Origin of the sequence: Sphingomonas gilva (assembly GCF_003515075.1) — a bacterium.
GTDB lineage: Bacteria > Pseudomonadota > Alphaproteobacteria > Sphingomonadales > Sphingomonadaceae > Sphingomonas > Sphingomonas gilva.
Genome location: NZ_QWLV01000003.1, coordinates 282,358 through 296,137, shown reverse-complemented (window position 1 = coordinate 296,137; position 13,780 = coordinate 282,358). Strand labels below are relative to the sequence as shown.

Sequence of the window (13,780 nt, the reverse complement as noted above, 5' to 3'; positions counted from 1 at the left end):
GCCTGGCGCAAAGGAACGGGCCGCGCAGGACGATGCGTGGACCAAGAGGCGCAGATGCAATTGTGACAGGTTTGCCGCATGCGCACATGATAACCGATTTGGTTATATGTAGGAAAGCCCTAAAATGCTCGCGGCTCAGGCCCAGGGATCATAGCTGCCGAAGCTCCACACATTGCCTTCGGGATCGCGCGCGCCGTAGACGCGGCCGCCATAGTCCTGATCCTCGGGTTCCATGATGATCTCCGCGCCGGCCGCGCGGGCGCGGGCGCAATGGCCATCGACATCGCTGAAGACGATGTAGGGCGCCTGGGTGTTGGCGCCGGCCTGGGCGACGGTTTTCATGCCCGACGCGCGGGTCCAGTCGCTCTCCTGCGCGGTCGCGAGCATGATCATCGCCTCGCCGAAGACGAGCTGGGCGTGGTGGATGAGCGACGGGTCGCTGTCGTCGGCATAGACGGCGCGGCGTTCGAAGCCGAAGGCGTCGCACAGGAAATCGATCGCGGCGGGCGCGTCGGCATAGCGCAGGCAGGGGATGATGGTGGCCTTGGGCATGGTCTTTCTCCTTCGCCGAGCCTGTTAACCGCGGAACATGCGCCTGGTCTTGGACGCTTGCGCAGCTATTCGTGGCGGACCCCGCCGCCCGCCGGCACGATGCGACGCTGCAGCTCCGCCGGGGTCATCGCGGCGAAGGCGCGGACCTCGCGGTTGAGGTGCGGCTGGTCGTAATAGCCCGCGTCGGCCGCGAGATCGGCGAGGCTGGCGGAGGGATCGGCCTCGATCGCGGCGGCGAAGGCCTCGAAGCGGGCTAGGCGGGCATAATGGCGCGGCGGAATGCCCAGCATGTTGCGGAAATCGCGGGCGAAGGCGCGGCGATCGGCGTTGAGCCGCTCGGCCAGCGCCGCGATGGGTGTTTCGGGGCGTTTGCGCAGCGCCGCGCCGGCGGCGATCACGCGGCGGTCGGCCGTGGGCGACGCGGCCAGGCGGCGGGTGACGAAGGCGTCGAGCCGGTCGAAACGCTCGTCGGCATCGCGCGCCTCGGCGAGATCGTGCCCCAGCCGCTCGCCTTCACGCCCGATCGCCTCGTCGAGCCGGACCACGCGGTTGACGATCTCCGCCGGGGGCAGGCCGAGGATGCGGCCGAGCGTCTCCAGCGGAGCATGGAGATGGACGCCCGATTGCGCGCCGGTCGAGCGCGAGATCGAGGTCGCATCGGCCAGCCCGCCCGCAAAGCCCTCGCCGCGCCCGAGCCGGATGGCGCGGCCGTCGGCGGCGACGATCTCCAGCGGCTCGCCGAGATTGATCAGCAGCACGCCGCTGGTCGAGGCGAGCTCGCGCCGCGCCGTGAAGCTGCCGGTGCGCTCCCAATAATCGGTGTAGCGATCGACCGCGCCCGCCAGATGCGCGGCGGGGGCGGCGCTGGCCATCGCCCAGCTGTCGACGCCATCGTCATGGATGCGCCAGGTTGCCGCGCGCTGCATCCGCGCAGTCTATCGTTTGCACCCGACGCGCGCTAGGCGGGGGCGATGAGCGTGACCGAAGCCGATATCCAGCTGGCGCATGTGCTGGCCGACGCCGCCCGCGCGGCGATCCTGCCGTGGTGGCGGGTGCCGCACGGGCTGGAGGCGAAGGGCGATTCGTCGCCGGTGACCAGGGCCGACCGCGAGGCGGAGGCGGCGATGCGCCGGCTGCTGATCGCCGAGCGGCCGATGGACGGGGTGATCGGCGAGGAGGAGGGCGCGCGCGAGGGCACCAGCGGGCGGACCTGGGTGCTCGACCCGATCGACGGGACCAGGAGCTTCATCGCCGGGCGGCCGATCTTCGGCACGCTGATCGCGCTGATGGACGGCGGCTGGCCGGTGCTGGGGGTGATCGACCAGCCGATCCTCTCCGAGCGCTGGCTGGGGGTGATCGGGCGGCCGACGCTGTTCAACGGCAAGCCCTGCGCGACGCGGTCGTGCGGCGACCTGAAGGCGAGCGTGCTGGCGACGACATCGCCCGCGCTGTTCGACGACGGGCAGCTCCACGCGTTCGAGCATCTGGAGGCGGTGTGCGGCCATACGGTGCTGGGGGGCGACTGCTATTCCTATGCGACGCTCGCCTCCGGCCATGTCGACCTGGTGGTCGAGGCGGGGCTGAAGCTGCACGATTTCGCCGCCCTGGTGCCCGTGGTCGAGGGCGCGGGCGGGCGGATGTGCGACTGGTCGGGCGAGCCGCTGACCCAGGCGAGCAAGGGCGAGGTGATAGCGGCGGGCGATCCGGCGCGAATCGAGGAGATCGTCGAAGCGCTGGGCTGCCGGGGCGGGTGAGGCCGTGCGTCGCATGAGTCGCGGCAGTTCGGACATTCCGTTGCGTGGGTTGGAAATTAAGTTTCCAGCCGGTGCATTGGATGGAGCAACAGGAAGAAAGAGCCGCCGCTAGATTAGCCCGATCGCTTCCATGTAGGACAGCGGAAATTACGATTCAGCAGTGCGCTGCGGCAAAGCCGCGCCGTCGGCCGGCCTCTTTGCCCGCCGGCCGGAGAGCGCCGACCTGTCCGCACTTAAACTCGCGCTAGGCGCGGACGGCGCTCCCAATGGACCACCTATGCCCGAATGGATCGTCGACCTGGCCGTAGCGGTCGCCCCAGAACTGGTCGTCGAGCGGCATGCGCACCTGCGCGCCGGCCTCCACTGCGCGGTTAAACCATGCGTCCGCGTCGTCCACCTGGAGATGCAGCGTGACCCCCGCCGGCGTGCCGAGCGCGCCGCCGGTATATTCGGGGAAGTCGTCGTTGAGCATCACCGACCCGCCGTTGATCTGGAGATGGGCGTGCATCACGCGTTTGCCGTCGTCGGCCATGTGCGGTTCCATCGCCCGGGTGGCGCCGAACGCCTTTTCGTAGAAGGCGATCGCGTCGATGGCCTTGCCCTCGCCGATGGTCAGGTGGGCGGTGACGCCGTTCATCGGGCCCTGGTTTTCGTCGGCCATGTCGCTCTCCTTGATTCGGTTGCGGGGAGATTAGTCTACCCGATCGGGGATGGGGAGGCCCCCTCCACCAGCCTGCGGCTGGTCCCCCTCCCCCGCTCCTGCGGAGCGAGGGAGGATCAGGTTAGAATATGCCCAGAAACTTCTTGCGCTGTTCCTGGCGCTCGCCCTTGCTGCGGCTGCCGTCCTCGGACTTGGCGGTGGTGCCGCGGCCGACATCGTCGCGCGGCTCGCCCTTGTCAGTGCGCTGCGCCCTGGCGGTGGCGCCGGCGAGAACGGGCCCGCAGGCGGCGGACTTGGCGTCTCCCACATCGATGAAGGCGACCACCGCGGCGAGCGGGGTGACGACCGTGGCGAGGCCCAGCCCCGCGCCGGCGCGGCCGACCAGCTCGGGACTGATCACGTCGAAGCCGGGTTCGGCGAAATAGCCGTTCACCCCGACCGGAGACTGGCCGGCGAACAGGCTGAACTTCTTCGAATCGGCGCGGAAGGCGAGATCGATCGATTCGTTCCTGAAGCTGAACCCGCCGCGCCCGAGCATGACGTTCTTCTGCGTGTCGATCAGGATCGGATCGGCGGCGGCGATCCCGTTCCTGACGGTAAACCCGATCAGCCCGCAATTGATCTGCACCGGCTCCTTCAGCCGCCCTTCGAACATCTTCTGGATGAAGGTGCCGACATCGAGCTCGGCGAGCTGGACGTTGCGCGTCCAGAAGGTGCCCCTGGGCAGGATCACGGCGATGCGCCCGTCCGAGGTGGCGAGGCTCTTGCGCAGCGAATCGCCTTCGCCGCGCAGCTTGACGCGCGCCGAAAGCGTGCCCGAGGTGCCCGATTCCTCGACCCCCCAGCCGGCGAGCAGCACGCCCATCGGCGTCGGCGACAGGCGGATGTCGTAATCGGTGACGACGGTCGCGGGCCGCGCGTTGATGACTATGTCCGACGAGACGGTGCCGCGCGCCATCGAGAAGGTGAAGGGCGAGAGCTTGAGCAGGCGATCGTCGAGCCCGAGCGTCAGATCGATGTTGGAGATCGGCAGGCTCCGCGCGCGCACCTGCCGCACCGTCCAGTGCAGATCGGCGTCGAAGTTCCTGAGCGATTCGATCCTGAGCGTCGCATCAGGCAGCAGCCGCGGGGTGCCGTTCACCCGCTCGATCACCGCCGACGCGCCCCTGGCCGCTTCGTCCGGGTTGTAGCCGATGAACGGCGCGGCATCGATGATGTCGAGCCGCCGCGTGGCGATCTCAGCGGTCAGCTTCAGGCGCGGCTCGATCATCGCGACGGTCAGCTTGCCCGCCACGTCGCTGTCGCCGAATGTTCCCTTCAGCCCGGTGAAGCGCCATTCGTCGCCCGCCTTGGTGAGCGCCGAGGTGACGCGGTAGCGGCGCGTTTCGGGTATGGCGACGCCGATCAGGTTGAACAGATCGGCGATGTTGGCCCCGCGCACGTCCATGCGCAGCCGCGAGCCTTCGAGCTCGGTCGCGCCGGGGAGCGTGCCGGTGACGTCCATCACCGTATTGGCGCCTTCGGCATGGAGGCGGAGGCGGTTCTCGCCGCCCGCGAGCGTCGCATTGGGGCTTTGCAGCGCGCCTTCCAGCGTGAAGGGATTGCCGCGCGCCGAGCCGGTGCCGGAGAAGCCGATTTCGCTCGCGAAGCGCGTGTCGCGCGCCTCGACGGTGCGGAAGGCGATGTCGGCGGCAAGCTGCATCCTGGGATCGCGGTAGCGAAGATCGCTGCGGTAGAGCGTCGCCCGGCGGATCACCGGCAGCTCGAGCGGCTCGCCCTTGGCGTTCGGATCGCCGAAGGTCCAGGTATTGCGCCTGCCCGCGGCATCCCATTCGAGATCGACATTGCCGTCGACCAAGTTGAGCCAGTTGACCCGCCGGTTGCCGAAGATCAGCGGGATCGTCGCTATGTTGGTGTCGATCAGGCGGGCGTCGAAGAAATTGTCGCCGCTTGCCCATTCGGGGTTCGCGACGGTAATCCCTTCGGCGAGGAATTTGATGTTGATTGGGTTGAAATAGAGCTGGAAATCGCCGTCGACCTCCACCTCGCGGCCCGATTGGCTGGTGGCGATGCGCTCGAACGTGCCTTTCAGGAACCGCCCCTTGGTGACGTAGAGCACCGTCCAGGCGAGCAGGACGAGGCCGATGATCGTCGCGAGCACCGCGACCATGGCGGCGATGGGCGAATCGGAGCGGTGCGGGCGTCTGGGGGATGCCGCGGTCTCAGCTTCGACGGTCGTTACGCCTGCGTCGGCCATCGGGCTAGAACCGAAGAGGTCGGGTGCTGGTTCCCCCGTTGCATTTTCGCGGGCGAGCCGCTAAGCGCGCGCCTTTCCGCAATTCCGTGTGGAAGGGACCGCCCGGCCGGTATGGGCTGCCGTGGCCGTCCGCAATCGTCCTTTGGACGTTCTTGAAGGAGACGAAAATGCCCAAGCTGAAGACCAAGAGCGGGGTCAAGAAGCGGTTCAAGATGACCGCGACGGGCAAGCTCAAGCACGGCGTGGCCGGCAAGCGCCACCGCCTGATTTCCCACAACGGGAAGTATATCCGCCAGAACCGCGGCACCTCGGTCCTGTCCGACGCCGATACCGCGACCGTGAAGGCCTGGGCGCCTTACGGGCTGCGTTGAGCGAGGGAGACTGACAAATGGCACGCGTCAAGCGGGGCGTCACCACACGCTCCAAGCACAAGCGGATCCTGGATCAGGCCAAGGGCTATTACGGCCGCCGCAAGAACACCATCCGCATCGCCCGCCAGGCGGTGGAGAAGGCCGGGCAGTACGCCTATCGCGACCGCAAGGTTAAGAAGCGCAGCTTCCGGGGTCTCTGGATCCAGCGCATCAACGCCGGCGTCCGCGCCGAGGGGCTGACCTATTCGCAGTTCATGCACGGGCTGAAGCTCGCCGGGATCGAGCTGGACCGGAAGGTGCTGGCCGATATCGCGATGCACGAGGAAGCGGCGTTTAGCGCCATCGTCGCCCAGGCGAAGGCGGCCCTGCCCCAGGCCGCCTGAGCGACCTGGCGCGACCGGAATACGGGGCGTCGGTGGGTTTGCCACCGGCGCCCTTTTCGTTATCGGGCAACCGCAAAGCTCACGGAAAACCGCATGACCACCGATCTCGACCAGTTGAAGACCGATCTGCTCGCCGCGATCGACGCCGCCGCTGGGCTCGACGCCCTGGAGGCGGTGCGGGTGCATGCGCTGGGCAAATCGGGGGCGGTGACCGGGTTGCTCAAGACGCTGGGCGGTATGAGCCCCGAGGAGCGGCAGGTCGAGGGTCCGCGCATCCATGCGCTACGTGAGGCGGTGACCGTGGCGATCGCTGACCGCAAGGCGGGACTGGAGGCGGCGGCGCTCGACGCGCGGCTGGCCGATGAGCAGCTGGACATGACGCTGCCGGTCGATGTGGCGCCGCGCGGATCGGTGCATCCGGTGAGCCAGGTGATGGACGAACTGGCCGAGATTTTCGCCGATATGGGCTTCGCGGTCGCCACCGGCCCTGAGATCGAGGACGACTGGCATAATTTCACGGCGCTCAACATTCCGGAGACGCATCCGGCGCGGGCGATGCACGATACCTTCTACCTCGCGGACGAGCATGAGCGGCCGATGGTGCTCAGGACGCATACGTCGCCGGTGCAGATTCGCACGATGATGAGCCAGAAGCCGCCGATCCGCATTATCGCGCCCGGCCGCACCTATCGCTCGGATTCGGACGCCACGCACACGCCGATGTTCCATCAGGTCGAGGGGCTGGTGATCGACAAGGGCATCACCCTCGCGCATCTCAAATGGACGCTGGAGACCTTCCTCAAGGCGTATTTCGAGCGCGACGACGTCGTGCTGCGGCTGCGGCCGAGCTACTTCCCCTTCACCGAGCCTTCGGCCGAGGTCGATGTCGGCTACTCCATGGTCAAGGGCAAGCGCGTGATCGGCGGCAGCGAAGGCTGGATGGAGGTGCTGGGGAGCGGCATGGTCCACCCGAAGGTGATCGCCGCGTGCGGGCTCGACCCGGCCGAGTGGCAGGGCTTCGCCTTCGGCTGCGGTATCGACCGGCTGGCGATGCTCAAATACGGCATGGACGATCTGCGCGCCTTTTTCGACGGCGATCTGCGCTGGCTGAGGCATTACGGCTTCTCGGCGCTCGACGTGCCCACGCTTTCCGGAGGAGTGGGGGCATGAAATTCACGCTTGGCTGGCTCAAGGAGCATCTCGACACGCAGGCGTCGCTCGACGAGATCGTCCTCGCGCTGACGCGGATCGGGCTGGAGGTCGAGGGCGTCGAGAATCCGGGCGAGAAGCTGGCTGCCTTCACCGTCGCCAAGGTGCTGACCGCCGAACGGCATCCGCAGGCGGACAAATTGCAGGTGCTGTCGGTCGACGCCGGACAGGGCCCGATGCAGGTCGTCTGCGGCGCACCCAATGCGCGCGCGGGGATGCTCGGCGTGTTCGGCGCGCCCGGCGCCTATGTGCCCGGCAGCGGGATCACGCTGAAGGTCGCCGAGATCCGCGGCGTGCAGTCGAACGGCATGATGTGCTCGGTGCGCGAGCTGGAGCTTGGCGACGAGCATGACGGCATCATCGAGCTGCCCGAGGACGCGCCGGTGGGCACGAGCTATCCGGCCTATGCGGGCCTCGACGATCCGGTGATCGACGTCGCCGTCACCCCCAACCGGCAGGATTGCATGGGCGTGCGCGGCATCGCGCGCGATCTCGCGGCGGCGGGGCTGGGGACGCTCAGGCCACTCGCCGAGGTCTATCGCATGCCGGCCGATCCGGTGCCGCAGGTCGGCTCCGGCCCGAATGTCGCTACCCACGACCCCGAAGGCTGCCCGGCATTCTTCGGCCAGGAGGTGCGCGGCGTCGCCAACGGCACCGCGCCGCCGTGGATGAAGCGCAGCCTGACGGCGATCGGGCAGAAGCCGATCTCGGCGCTGGTCGACATCACCAATTTCGTGATGCTCGACCTCGGCCGGCCGCTGCACGTCTATGACAAGGCCAAGCTCAAGGGCGGGCTGGTGGCGCGCAAGGCGAAGGCGGGCGAGCAGGTGCTGGCGCTCAATGGCAAGACCTATACGCTCGACGAGGGCATGACGGTGATCGCCGACGACGCGCAGGTGCACGATATCGGCGGCATCATGGGCGGCGAGGATTCGGGCGTGAGCGAGGCGACGACCGACGTCGTCATCGAATGCGCCTATTTCGATCCCGGGCATATCGCCCGCACCGGGCAGGCGCTCAACCTGACCAGCGACGCGCGCCAGCGGTTCGAGCGCGGGGTCGATCCCGCGTTCCTGGACGAGGGCCTCGCCATCGCGACCTGGCTGGTGGTCGAGCATTGCGGCGGGACGGCGAGCGGCGTGACGCGTTCGGGCGAGCCGCCGGTGGCGATGCCGAAGATCGCCTACGACCCCGCGCGCGCCGCCGCGCTGGGCGGGCTGGACGTGCCGGCGGATCGCCAGCGCGCCATCCTCGAAAGCCTGGGCTTTTCGGTCTCCGCCGACTGGACGGTGACGCCGCCCAGCTGGCGCCGCGATATCGACGGGCCGGCCGATCTGGTCGAGGAAGTCATCCGCATCGAGGGCATCGACAAGGTGCCTTCGACACCGCTGCCGCGCGCCGAGGGCGTCGCGGTCCCCACCGCCACCCCGGCGCAGAAGCTGGAGCGCAAGGTGCGCCGCGCCGCCGCCGCGCGCGGGCTTTCAGAGGCGGTGACGTGGAGCTTCATCTCCGAGGCCGAAGCCGCGGCGTTCGGCGGCGGGGCGTGGACACTGGCCAACCCGATCAGCGAGGACATGAAGGTGATGCGGCCCTCGCTGCTGCCGGGGCTGCTCTCGGCCGCGCGGCGCAACATCGCGCGCGGGAGCCAGAGCGTGCGGCTGTTCGAAGTCGGGCGGCGCTATCTGGCCGATGACGAGCGCGCGACCCTCAGCTTCGTGCTGGCGGGCGACAAGGTTCCACGCGGCTGGGCCGGCGGCAAAGCCAAGGCGTTCGACGCGTTCGACGCCAAGGCGGAAGCGCTGGCGCTGCTCGCCGAGGCGGGTGCGCCGGTCGAGAATCTCCAGGTGATGGGCGAGGCGGGAGCAACTTGGCACCCCGGCCAGTCAGGCACATTGCGGCTGGGGCCGAAAACCGTCCTCGCGACGTTCGGCGCGGTGCACCCGGCGACCCTCAAGGCGTTCGACCTCGACGGTGAAACCGTCGTCGCGGGCGAACTCTATCTCGACGCGATCCCGGCGAAACGGGCATCGGGCTTCATGCGCGCCCACTACACCCCGCCCGCATTGCAGGCGGTGCGGCGCGACTTCGCCTTCCTCGTCCCCGCCGATCTCACCGCCGACGCGCTGGTTCGCGCGGCCAAGGGCGCGGACAAGGCCGCGATCGTCGAGGCGCGGCTGTTCGACCTGTTCGAGCGCGACGGCGAGAAATCGATGGCGGTCGAGATCGTCCTGCAGCCGGGCGACAAGAGCTTCACCGAGGCCGAGCTGAAGGCCATCGCCGACAAGGTGGTCGCAGCCGCCAGTAAGCTGGACGCGACGCTGCGTGGTTGATCCCGCCATCGAACGCATTCTCGCCGATACCGCGCCGATGATGGAGGAGCCGGTCGGCGGCACCTATATGGCGGTGCTGCTGTTCGAGGATATCGACCCGTTCGAGCGTCACTATCGTTATGGCGCGATGCTCGATGCCGAGTTGCGGCTGGCTGGGGTCGGCTGTGCCGATGGCGGCGGCACGCTGTTCGACGCCGAGGACGAAAATGGCGAGCGCGAGGTGCTGTTCACCGTGCTCGATATCGAAGCGACCGATATCGATGGCGCGCGGACCGTATTACGGGCGCATCTGCCCGAGCTCGGCTGCCCGGCCGGGACGCTCGTCCAGTTCGATACGCTCGAAGACCGCTATGACGGCACGGTTTGGCATCTCGCCGAACCGCGCAGTTTCAAAGAAGACGACTGAAATATGCCGTCGTCCTTACAGGAGTCAGCGAGGAGCGATTGGACCGAGATTTCGTCGGGCGCGTTGACGGCGGCGATCAACCCGCTTGGTGCTGAGCTGTCTTCCCTGCGCGACGCGGAGGGGCGCGAGTTGATGACCGATGCCGATCCGGCGTTCTGGACCGGGCGCGCGCCGCTGCTGTTCCCGGTGGTGGGCGGGCTGGTCGAAGGTCGCTATCGGCTGGACGGCGTCGAGTTGGCGATGGCCAAGCATGGGTTCGCGCGGACCTCCATGTTCGATCTGGTGGAGGCGGGGGGAAGCGCGGCGCGCTTCCGCCTGACCGACGATGCGGTGAGTGCGGCGAGCTATCCCTTCGCCTTCCGGCTCGACATGGCGTTCGCGGTCGAGGGCGCGACGCTCGGGATGGCCGCGACGGTCGCCAACACCGGCGACCGGGCGCTGCCCTTCAGCTTCGGCTATCACCCCGCCTTCGCCTGGCCGCTGCCCTATGGGCGCGGCCGGGCGGATCACCGGATCGTCTTCGAGGAGGACGAGCCCGATGCGCTCAGGTCGATCACACCCGACGGGCTGATCGGCGATGCGCCGCGCGAAAACCCGGTGGAGGGTCGCGTGCTTCGTCTGGCCGACGATCTGTTCACCGATGACGCCCTGGTGTGGGACGCCATTCGCAGTCGGCGGCTGAGCTATGGCGCGAGCGACGGGCCGCGGCTCGACATCGCCTTTCCCGACACCCCCTCACTGGGCATCTGGACCAAGCCGGGCGCGCGCTACATCTGCGTCGAGCCCTGGGCCGGCCATGCCGATCCGGCGGGCTTCACCGGCGATTTCCGCGACAAGCCCGGCGTGATGCAGCTACAGCCCGGCGACACCCGCCAATTCCGCATGAATGTGACCCTGATTCCCGCATGACCCAATCCAATCGCCGCACCTTCGCGATCATCTCGCATCCCGATGCGGGCAAGACGACGCTGACCGAAAAGCTGCTGCTGGAAGGCGGCGCGATCCATCTCGCCGGCGAGGTCAAGGCGCGCGGGGCGAACCGGCGCGCGCGATCGGACTGGATGAAGATCGAGCAGCAGCGCGGGATTTCGGTCACCAGCTCTGTGATGACCTTCGAGCGCGGCGGGCTGGTGTTCAACCTGCTCGACACGCCGGGGCACGAGGATTTCAGCGAGGACACCTATCGCACGCTGACCGCGGTGGACTCCGCGGTGATGGTGATCGACGCGGCCAAGGGGATCGAGCCGCAGACGCGCAAGCTGTTCGAGGTCTGCCGGTTGAGGAACGTCCCCATCATCACCTTCGTCAACAAGGTCGACCGCGAGGGGCGCGATCCGTTCGCGCTGCTCGACGAGGTGGCCGATGCGCTGGCGCTGGACGTGGTGCCGATGAGCTGGCCGGTCGGTATGGGCGGGCAGTTCGAGGGCATCTACGCCTTCGAGACCGGCAGGCTGATGCGCCCGACCGGCGACAGTCGCGCATTCGAGGGCGATGTGGTCGAGACCACCGGGCTGGACGACGCGGTGCTGGATACGGCGCTTTCGCCCCAAGGCGCGGCGTTGCTGCGCGAGGAGGCCGAGCTGGCGCAGGGCGGTTATGCCGCGTTCGACCTGGAGGCCTATCGCGCGGGCGACATGACGCCGGTCTATTTCGGATCGGCGCTGAAGGGGTTCGGCGTGCGCGAGCTGATCGAGGCGCTCGGCACCCATGCGCCGGGGCCGCGCCCGCAGCCGGCCGAGCCCGCGCCGGTCGAGCCGATGGCGGACGACGTCACCGGCTTCATCTTCAAGGTTCAGGCCAACATGGACCCCAACCACCGCGACCGCATCGCGTTCATGCGGCTGTGCTCGGGCACGTTCAGGCGCGGCATGAAGCTGACGCCGTCGGGCAGCGGCAAGCCGATCGCGGTGCATTCGCCCATCCTGTTCTTCGCGCGCGAACGCGAGCTGGCGGATACCGCCGAGCCGGGCGACATCATCGGCATCCCCAACCACGGCACATTGAGGGTCGGCGATACGCTGGCCGAGAAGCCCGGCGTGCGCTTCACCGGCCTGCCCAATTTCGCGCCCGAGATCCTGCGCCGCGTCGTGCTGAAGGACCCGACCAAGACCAAGCAGCTGAGGAAGGCGCTCGATGACATGGCCGAGGAGGGGGTGACGCAGGTGTTCTACCCCGAGATCGGTTCGAACTGGATCATCGGCGTGGTCGGCCAGCTGCAGCTGGAGGTGCTGCTTTCCCGGCTCGAGGTCGAATACAAGGTGGACGCCGCGCTGGAGGCCGCCCCGTTCGAGACCGCGCGGTGGATTTCGGGCACGGCCGAGGCGATGGCGGCGTTCGCCAGCATCAACCGCGGCGCGCTCGCCAAGGACCGTGACGGCAACCCGGTGTGGATGGCCAAGAGCCTGTGGGACGTGGGTTACGTCACCGAGCGCAATCCCGACATCCGGTTCAGCGCGACGCGGGAGCGCTGAAGGCTAACCATGTCCGTCGCCCCTGCGCAGGCAGGGGCCGCCGCGTTTGTGGCACATCCCACTACAGCATTTGCCGACTGCGGCCCCTGCCTTCGCAGGGGCGACGGCGGGTTTGGTTAGGTCGAACCCTCGATCCAGTCGCGCCGCAGCGGCCTGACCGCGAGCAGCGCGAGCGCGGCGGCGATGAGGTAGAAGCCGAGGCAGAGCACCGTCGCGTAGCGCAGCGCCTCGTCGCCATAGGCTGCGGTCATCGCGTCGGACAACGCGCCCATCACCACCGTTCCGAGGCCGAGGCCGATCAGGTTGTTGATGAGGAGGAAGCTCGCCGAGGCGGTCGCGCGCATGTGCGGCGGCACGAGGTGCTGGACGGCGGTGGTGATCGGCCCCAGCCACAGGATGTTGAGCCCGTGCGGAGCGAGCAGCAGCAGCCAGGCGAGCGTCGGCGAGGTGGAGAGCAGACCGGCGGCGAACAAAGGTGCGGTCAGCAGCCAGGCATAGGCCGGCAGCTTGGCGTAGTTGCCGCGGTCGCGTCCGCCCATCCGGTCCGCGAGCCAGCCGCCGAGGAAGACGCCCGCCGTGCCGCCGATCAGCAGCAGCGATCCGGCGAACTGGCCGACCCCGACGAGATCGAAGCCGAAGCTGCGGATCAGCACCGAGGGCACCCAGAAGGCGAGGCCGTAGCCGCACAGCGAGCTCATCCCCGCACCGAAGGCCAGCAGCCAGAAGCTCGGCTTTTTCGCCAAGATGCCGAACACCTGGCTGACCGGCGCCTGCGGTGCGGCGTCGGTCGCGGGCGCGCGCGGCAGATCGCGCACGACATATTTGAAGAAGGGCGCGATGACGACGCCGGCCAGGCCGACGGTGATGAACGCCATCCGCCAATCGACATTCTGCGCGATGTATCCGCCGAGCAGCGCGCCGAGCGCAAGGCCGATCGGGATGCCCATCGAATAGATTGCGAGCGCGCGGGCGCGCTTGGCAGCCGGGAAATAATCGGCGATCAGCGCATAGGAGGGGGCGACGCCGCCGGCCTCGCCCACGCCTACGCCCAGGCGGAACAGGAACAGCTGCCAGAAGCCGGTGGCGAGCCCGCACAGGGCGGTGAAGCCGCTCCAGACGGTGAGCGCGATGGTGATCACCCAGCTGCGGCTGGTGCGATCGGCGACGAGCGCGAAGGGGACTGCGAGCGTCGAATAGAGCATGGCGAAGGCGAGGCCGCCCAACAGCCCCAGCTCGGTATCGCTGAGGCCCAAATCCTCCTTGATCGGCTGGGCGAGGATCCCGAGGATCTGCCGGTCGAGGAAGTTGAAGGTGTAGACGAGGAGCAGCATCGCCAGCACGACGCCGGGGCTGAAGCGTTTGGTCGTGTCGCCGGTCATCGGGCTC

13 protein-coding genes are annotated in these 13,780 nt (G+C 68.3%); 8 read left to right on the top strand and 5 right to left on the bottom strand.

The annotated features are described in order from the left end of the window. Window positions 1-135: 135 nt before the first annotated feature. Together D1610_RS10050 and D1610_RS10045 are read right to left on the bottom strand one after the other, a co-directional pair. Window positions 136-552 (bottom strand): VOC family protein, encoded by a 417-nt coding sequence (locus D1610_RS10050; RefSeq protein ID WP_118864021.1) that lies wholly within the window; start codon window positions 550-552, stop codon window positions 136-138. 65 nt (window positions 553-617) lie between these two features. Next, window positions 618-1,478, bottom strand: a complete 861-nt coding sequence (locus tag D1610_RS10045; protein ID WP_118864020.1) for a helix-turn-helix domain-containing protein — start codon at window positions 1,476-1,478, stop codon at window positions 618-620. Between the two features lie 45 nt (window positions 1,479-1,523). Between D1610_RS10045 and hisN the strand changes: the two genes are divergently transcribed. Then, window positions 1,524-2,306 carry a histidinol-phosphatase gene (gene hisN, locus D1610_RS10040; protein ID WP_118864019.1) on the top strand — a complete coding sequence of 261 codons (783 nt, stop codon included), beginning with the start codon at window positions 1,524-1,526 and terminating at the stop codon, window positions 2,304-2,306. A 244-nt stretch (window positions 2,307-2,550) separates the two neighbouring features. Here the strand turns inward: hisN and D1610_RS10035 are convergent, their stop codons facing one another. Together D1610_RS10035 and D1610_RS10030 are read right to left on the bottom strand one after the other, a co-directional pair. Beyond that, entirely contained in the window at window positions 2,551-2,967 is a 417-nt protein-coding gene (locus D1610_RS10035) for a VOC family protein (RefSeq protein WP_118864018.1), read from the bottom strand. Between the two features lie 121 nt (window positions 2,968-3,088). Then, entirely contained in the window at window positions 3,089-5,224 is a 2,136-nt protein-coding gene (locus tag D1610_RS10030) for an AsmA family protein (RefSeq protein ID WP_118864017.1), read from the bottom strand. Window positions 5,225-5,391: 167 nt separating this feature from the next. On the opposite strand from D1610_RS10030, the gene rpmI reads away from it, so the two are divergent. The 7 genes from rpmI (at window position 5,392) to D1610_RS09995 (ending at window position 12,394) form a co-directional block, all read left to right on the top strand. Then, the gene (rpmI, locus tag D1610_RS10025) at window positions 5,392-5,595 is read left to right on the top strand and encodes a 50S ribosomal protein L35 (RefSeq protein ID WP_118864016.1); all 204 of its coding nucleotides are present in this window, start codon (window positions 5,392-5,394) and stop codon (window positions 5,593-5,595) included. A gap of 17 nt (window positions 5,596-5,612) precedes the next feature. Beyond that, a complete protein-coding gene (gene rplT, locus D1610_RS10020) occupies window positions 5,613-5,978 on the top strand; it encodes a 50S ribosomal protein L20 (protein ID WP_118864015.1) in 366 nt (121 codons plus the stop codon). Window positions 5,979-6,071: 93 nt separating this feature from the next. Continuing rightward, the gene (gene pheS / locus D1610_RS10015) at window positions 6,072-7,148 is read left to right on the top strand and encodes a phenylalanine--tRNA ligase subunit alpha (protein ID WP_118864014.1); all 1,077 of its coding nucleotides are present in this window, start codon (window positions 6,072-6,074) and stop codon (window positions 7,146-7,148) included. Next, a complete protein-coding gene (gene pheT / locus D1610_RS10010; RefSeq protein WP_118864013.1) occupies window positions 7,145-9,517 on the top strand; it encodes a phenylalanine--tRNA ligase subunit beta in 2,373 nt (790 codons plus the stop codon). The genes pheS and pheT overlap by 4 nt, the downstream gene beginning before the upstream one ends. Beyond that, window positions 9,510-9,923 (top strand): hypothetical protein, encoded by a 414-nt coding sequence (locus tag D1610_RS10005; RefSeq protein WP_118864012.1) that lies wholly within the window; start codon window positions 9,510-9,512, stop codon window positions 9,921-9,923. The genes pheT and D1610_RS10005 overlap by 8 nt, the downstream gene beginning before the upstream one ends. A gap of 3 nt (window positions 9,924-9,926) precedes the next feature. Next, window positions 9,927-10,832 carry an aldose 1-epimerase family protein gene (locus D1610_RS10000; protein WP_118864011.1) on the top strand — a complete coding sequence of 302 codons (906 nt, stop codon included), beginning with the start codon at window positions 9,927-9,929 and terminating at the stop codon, window positions 10,830-10,832. Then, a complete protein-coding gene (locus D1610_RS09995) occupies window positions 10,829-12,394 on the top strand; it encodes a peptide chain release factor 3 (protein WP_118864010.1) in 1,566 nt (521 codons plus the stop codon). Before D1610_RS10000 ends, D1610_RS09995 begins: the two co-directional genes overlap by 4 nt. Window positions 12,395-12,510: 116 nt before the next feature. Here D1610_RS09995 and D1610_RS09990 read toward each other — a convergent pair whose 3' ends face one another. After that, window positions 12,511-13,773 (bottom strand): spinster family MFS transporter, encoded by a 1,263-nt coding sequence (locus D1610_RS09990; protein WP_118864009.1) that lies wholly within the window; start codon window positions 13,771-13,773, stop codon window positions 12,511-12,513. Window positions 13,774-13,780: the final 7 nt, after the last annotated feature.

What these genes read in the sequence shown, in the direction of transcription:
- D1610_RS10050 (WP_118864021.1), bottom strand. Translation starts at nt 552, where the DNA reads ATGCCCAAGGCCACCATCATCCCCTGCCTGCGCTATGCCGACGCGCCC.
- D1610_RS10045 (WP_118864020.1), bottom strand. Translation starts at nt 1,478, where the DNA reads ATGCAGCGCGCGGCAACCTGGCGCATCCATGACGATGGCGTCGACAGC.
- hisN (WP_118864019.1), top strand. Translation starts at nt 1,524, where the DNA reads ATGAGCGTGACCGAAGCCGATATCCAGCTGGCGCATGTGCTGGCCGAC.
- D1610_RS10035 (WP_118864018.1), bottom strand. Translation starts at nt 2,967, where the DNA reads ATGGCCGACGAAAACCAGGGCCCGATGAACGGCGTCACCGCCCACCTG.
- D1610_RS10030 (WP_118864017.1), bottom strand. Translation starts at nt 5,224, where the DNA reads ATGGCCGACGCAGGCGTAACGACCGTCGAAGCTGAGACCGCGGCATCC.
- rpmI (WP_118864016.1), top strand. Translation starts at nt 5,392, where the DNA reads ATGCCCAAGCTGAAGACCAAGAGCGGGGTCAAGAAGCGGTTCAAGATG.
- rplT (WP_118864015.1), top strand. Translation starts at nt 5,613, where the DNA reads ATGGCACGCGTCAAGCGGGGCGTCACCACACGCTCCAAGCACAAGCGG.
- pheS (WP_118864014.1), top strand. Translation starts at nt 6,072, where the DNA reads ATGACCACCGATCTCGACCAGTTGAAGACCGATCTGCTCGCCGCGATC.
- pheT (WP_118864013.1), top strand. Translation starts at nt 7,145, where the DNA reads ATGAAATTCACGCTTGGCTGGCTCAAGGAGCATCTCGACACGCAGGCG.
- D1610_RS10000 (WP_118864011.1), top strand. Translation starts at nt 9,927, where the DNA reads ATGCCGTCGTCCTTACAGGAGTCAGCGAGGAGCGATTGGACCGAGATT.
- D1610_RS09995 (WP_118864010.1), top strand. Translation starts at nt 10,829, where the DNA reads ATGACCCAATCCAATCGCCGCACCTTCGCGATCATCTCGCATCCCGAT.
- D1610_RS09990 (WP_118864009.1), bottom strand. Translation starts at nt 13,773, where the DNA reads ATGACCGGCGACACGACCAAACGCTTCAGCCCCGGCGTCGTGCTGGCG.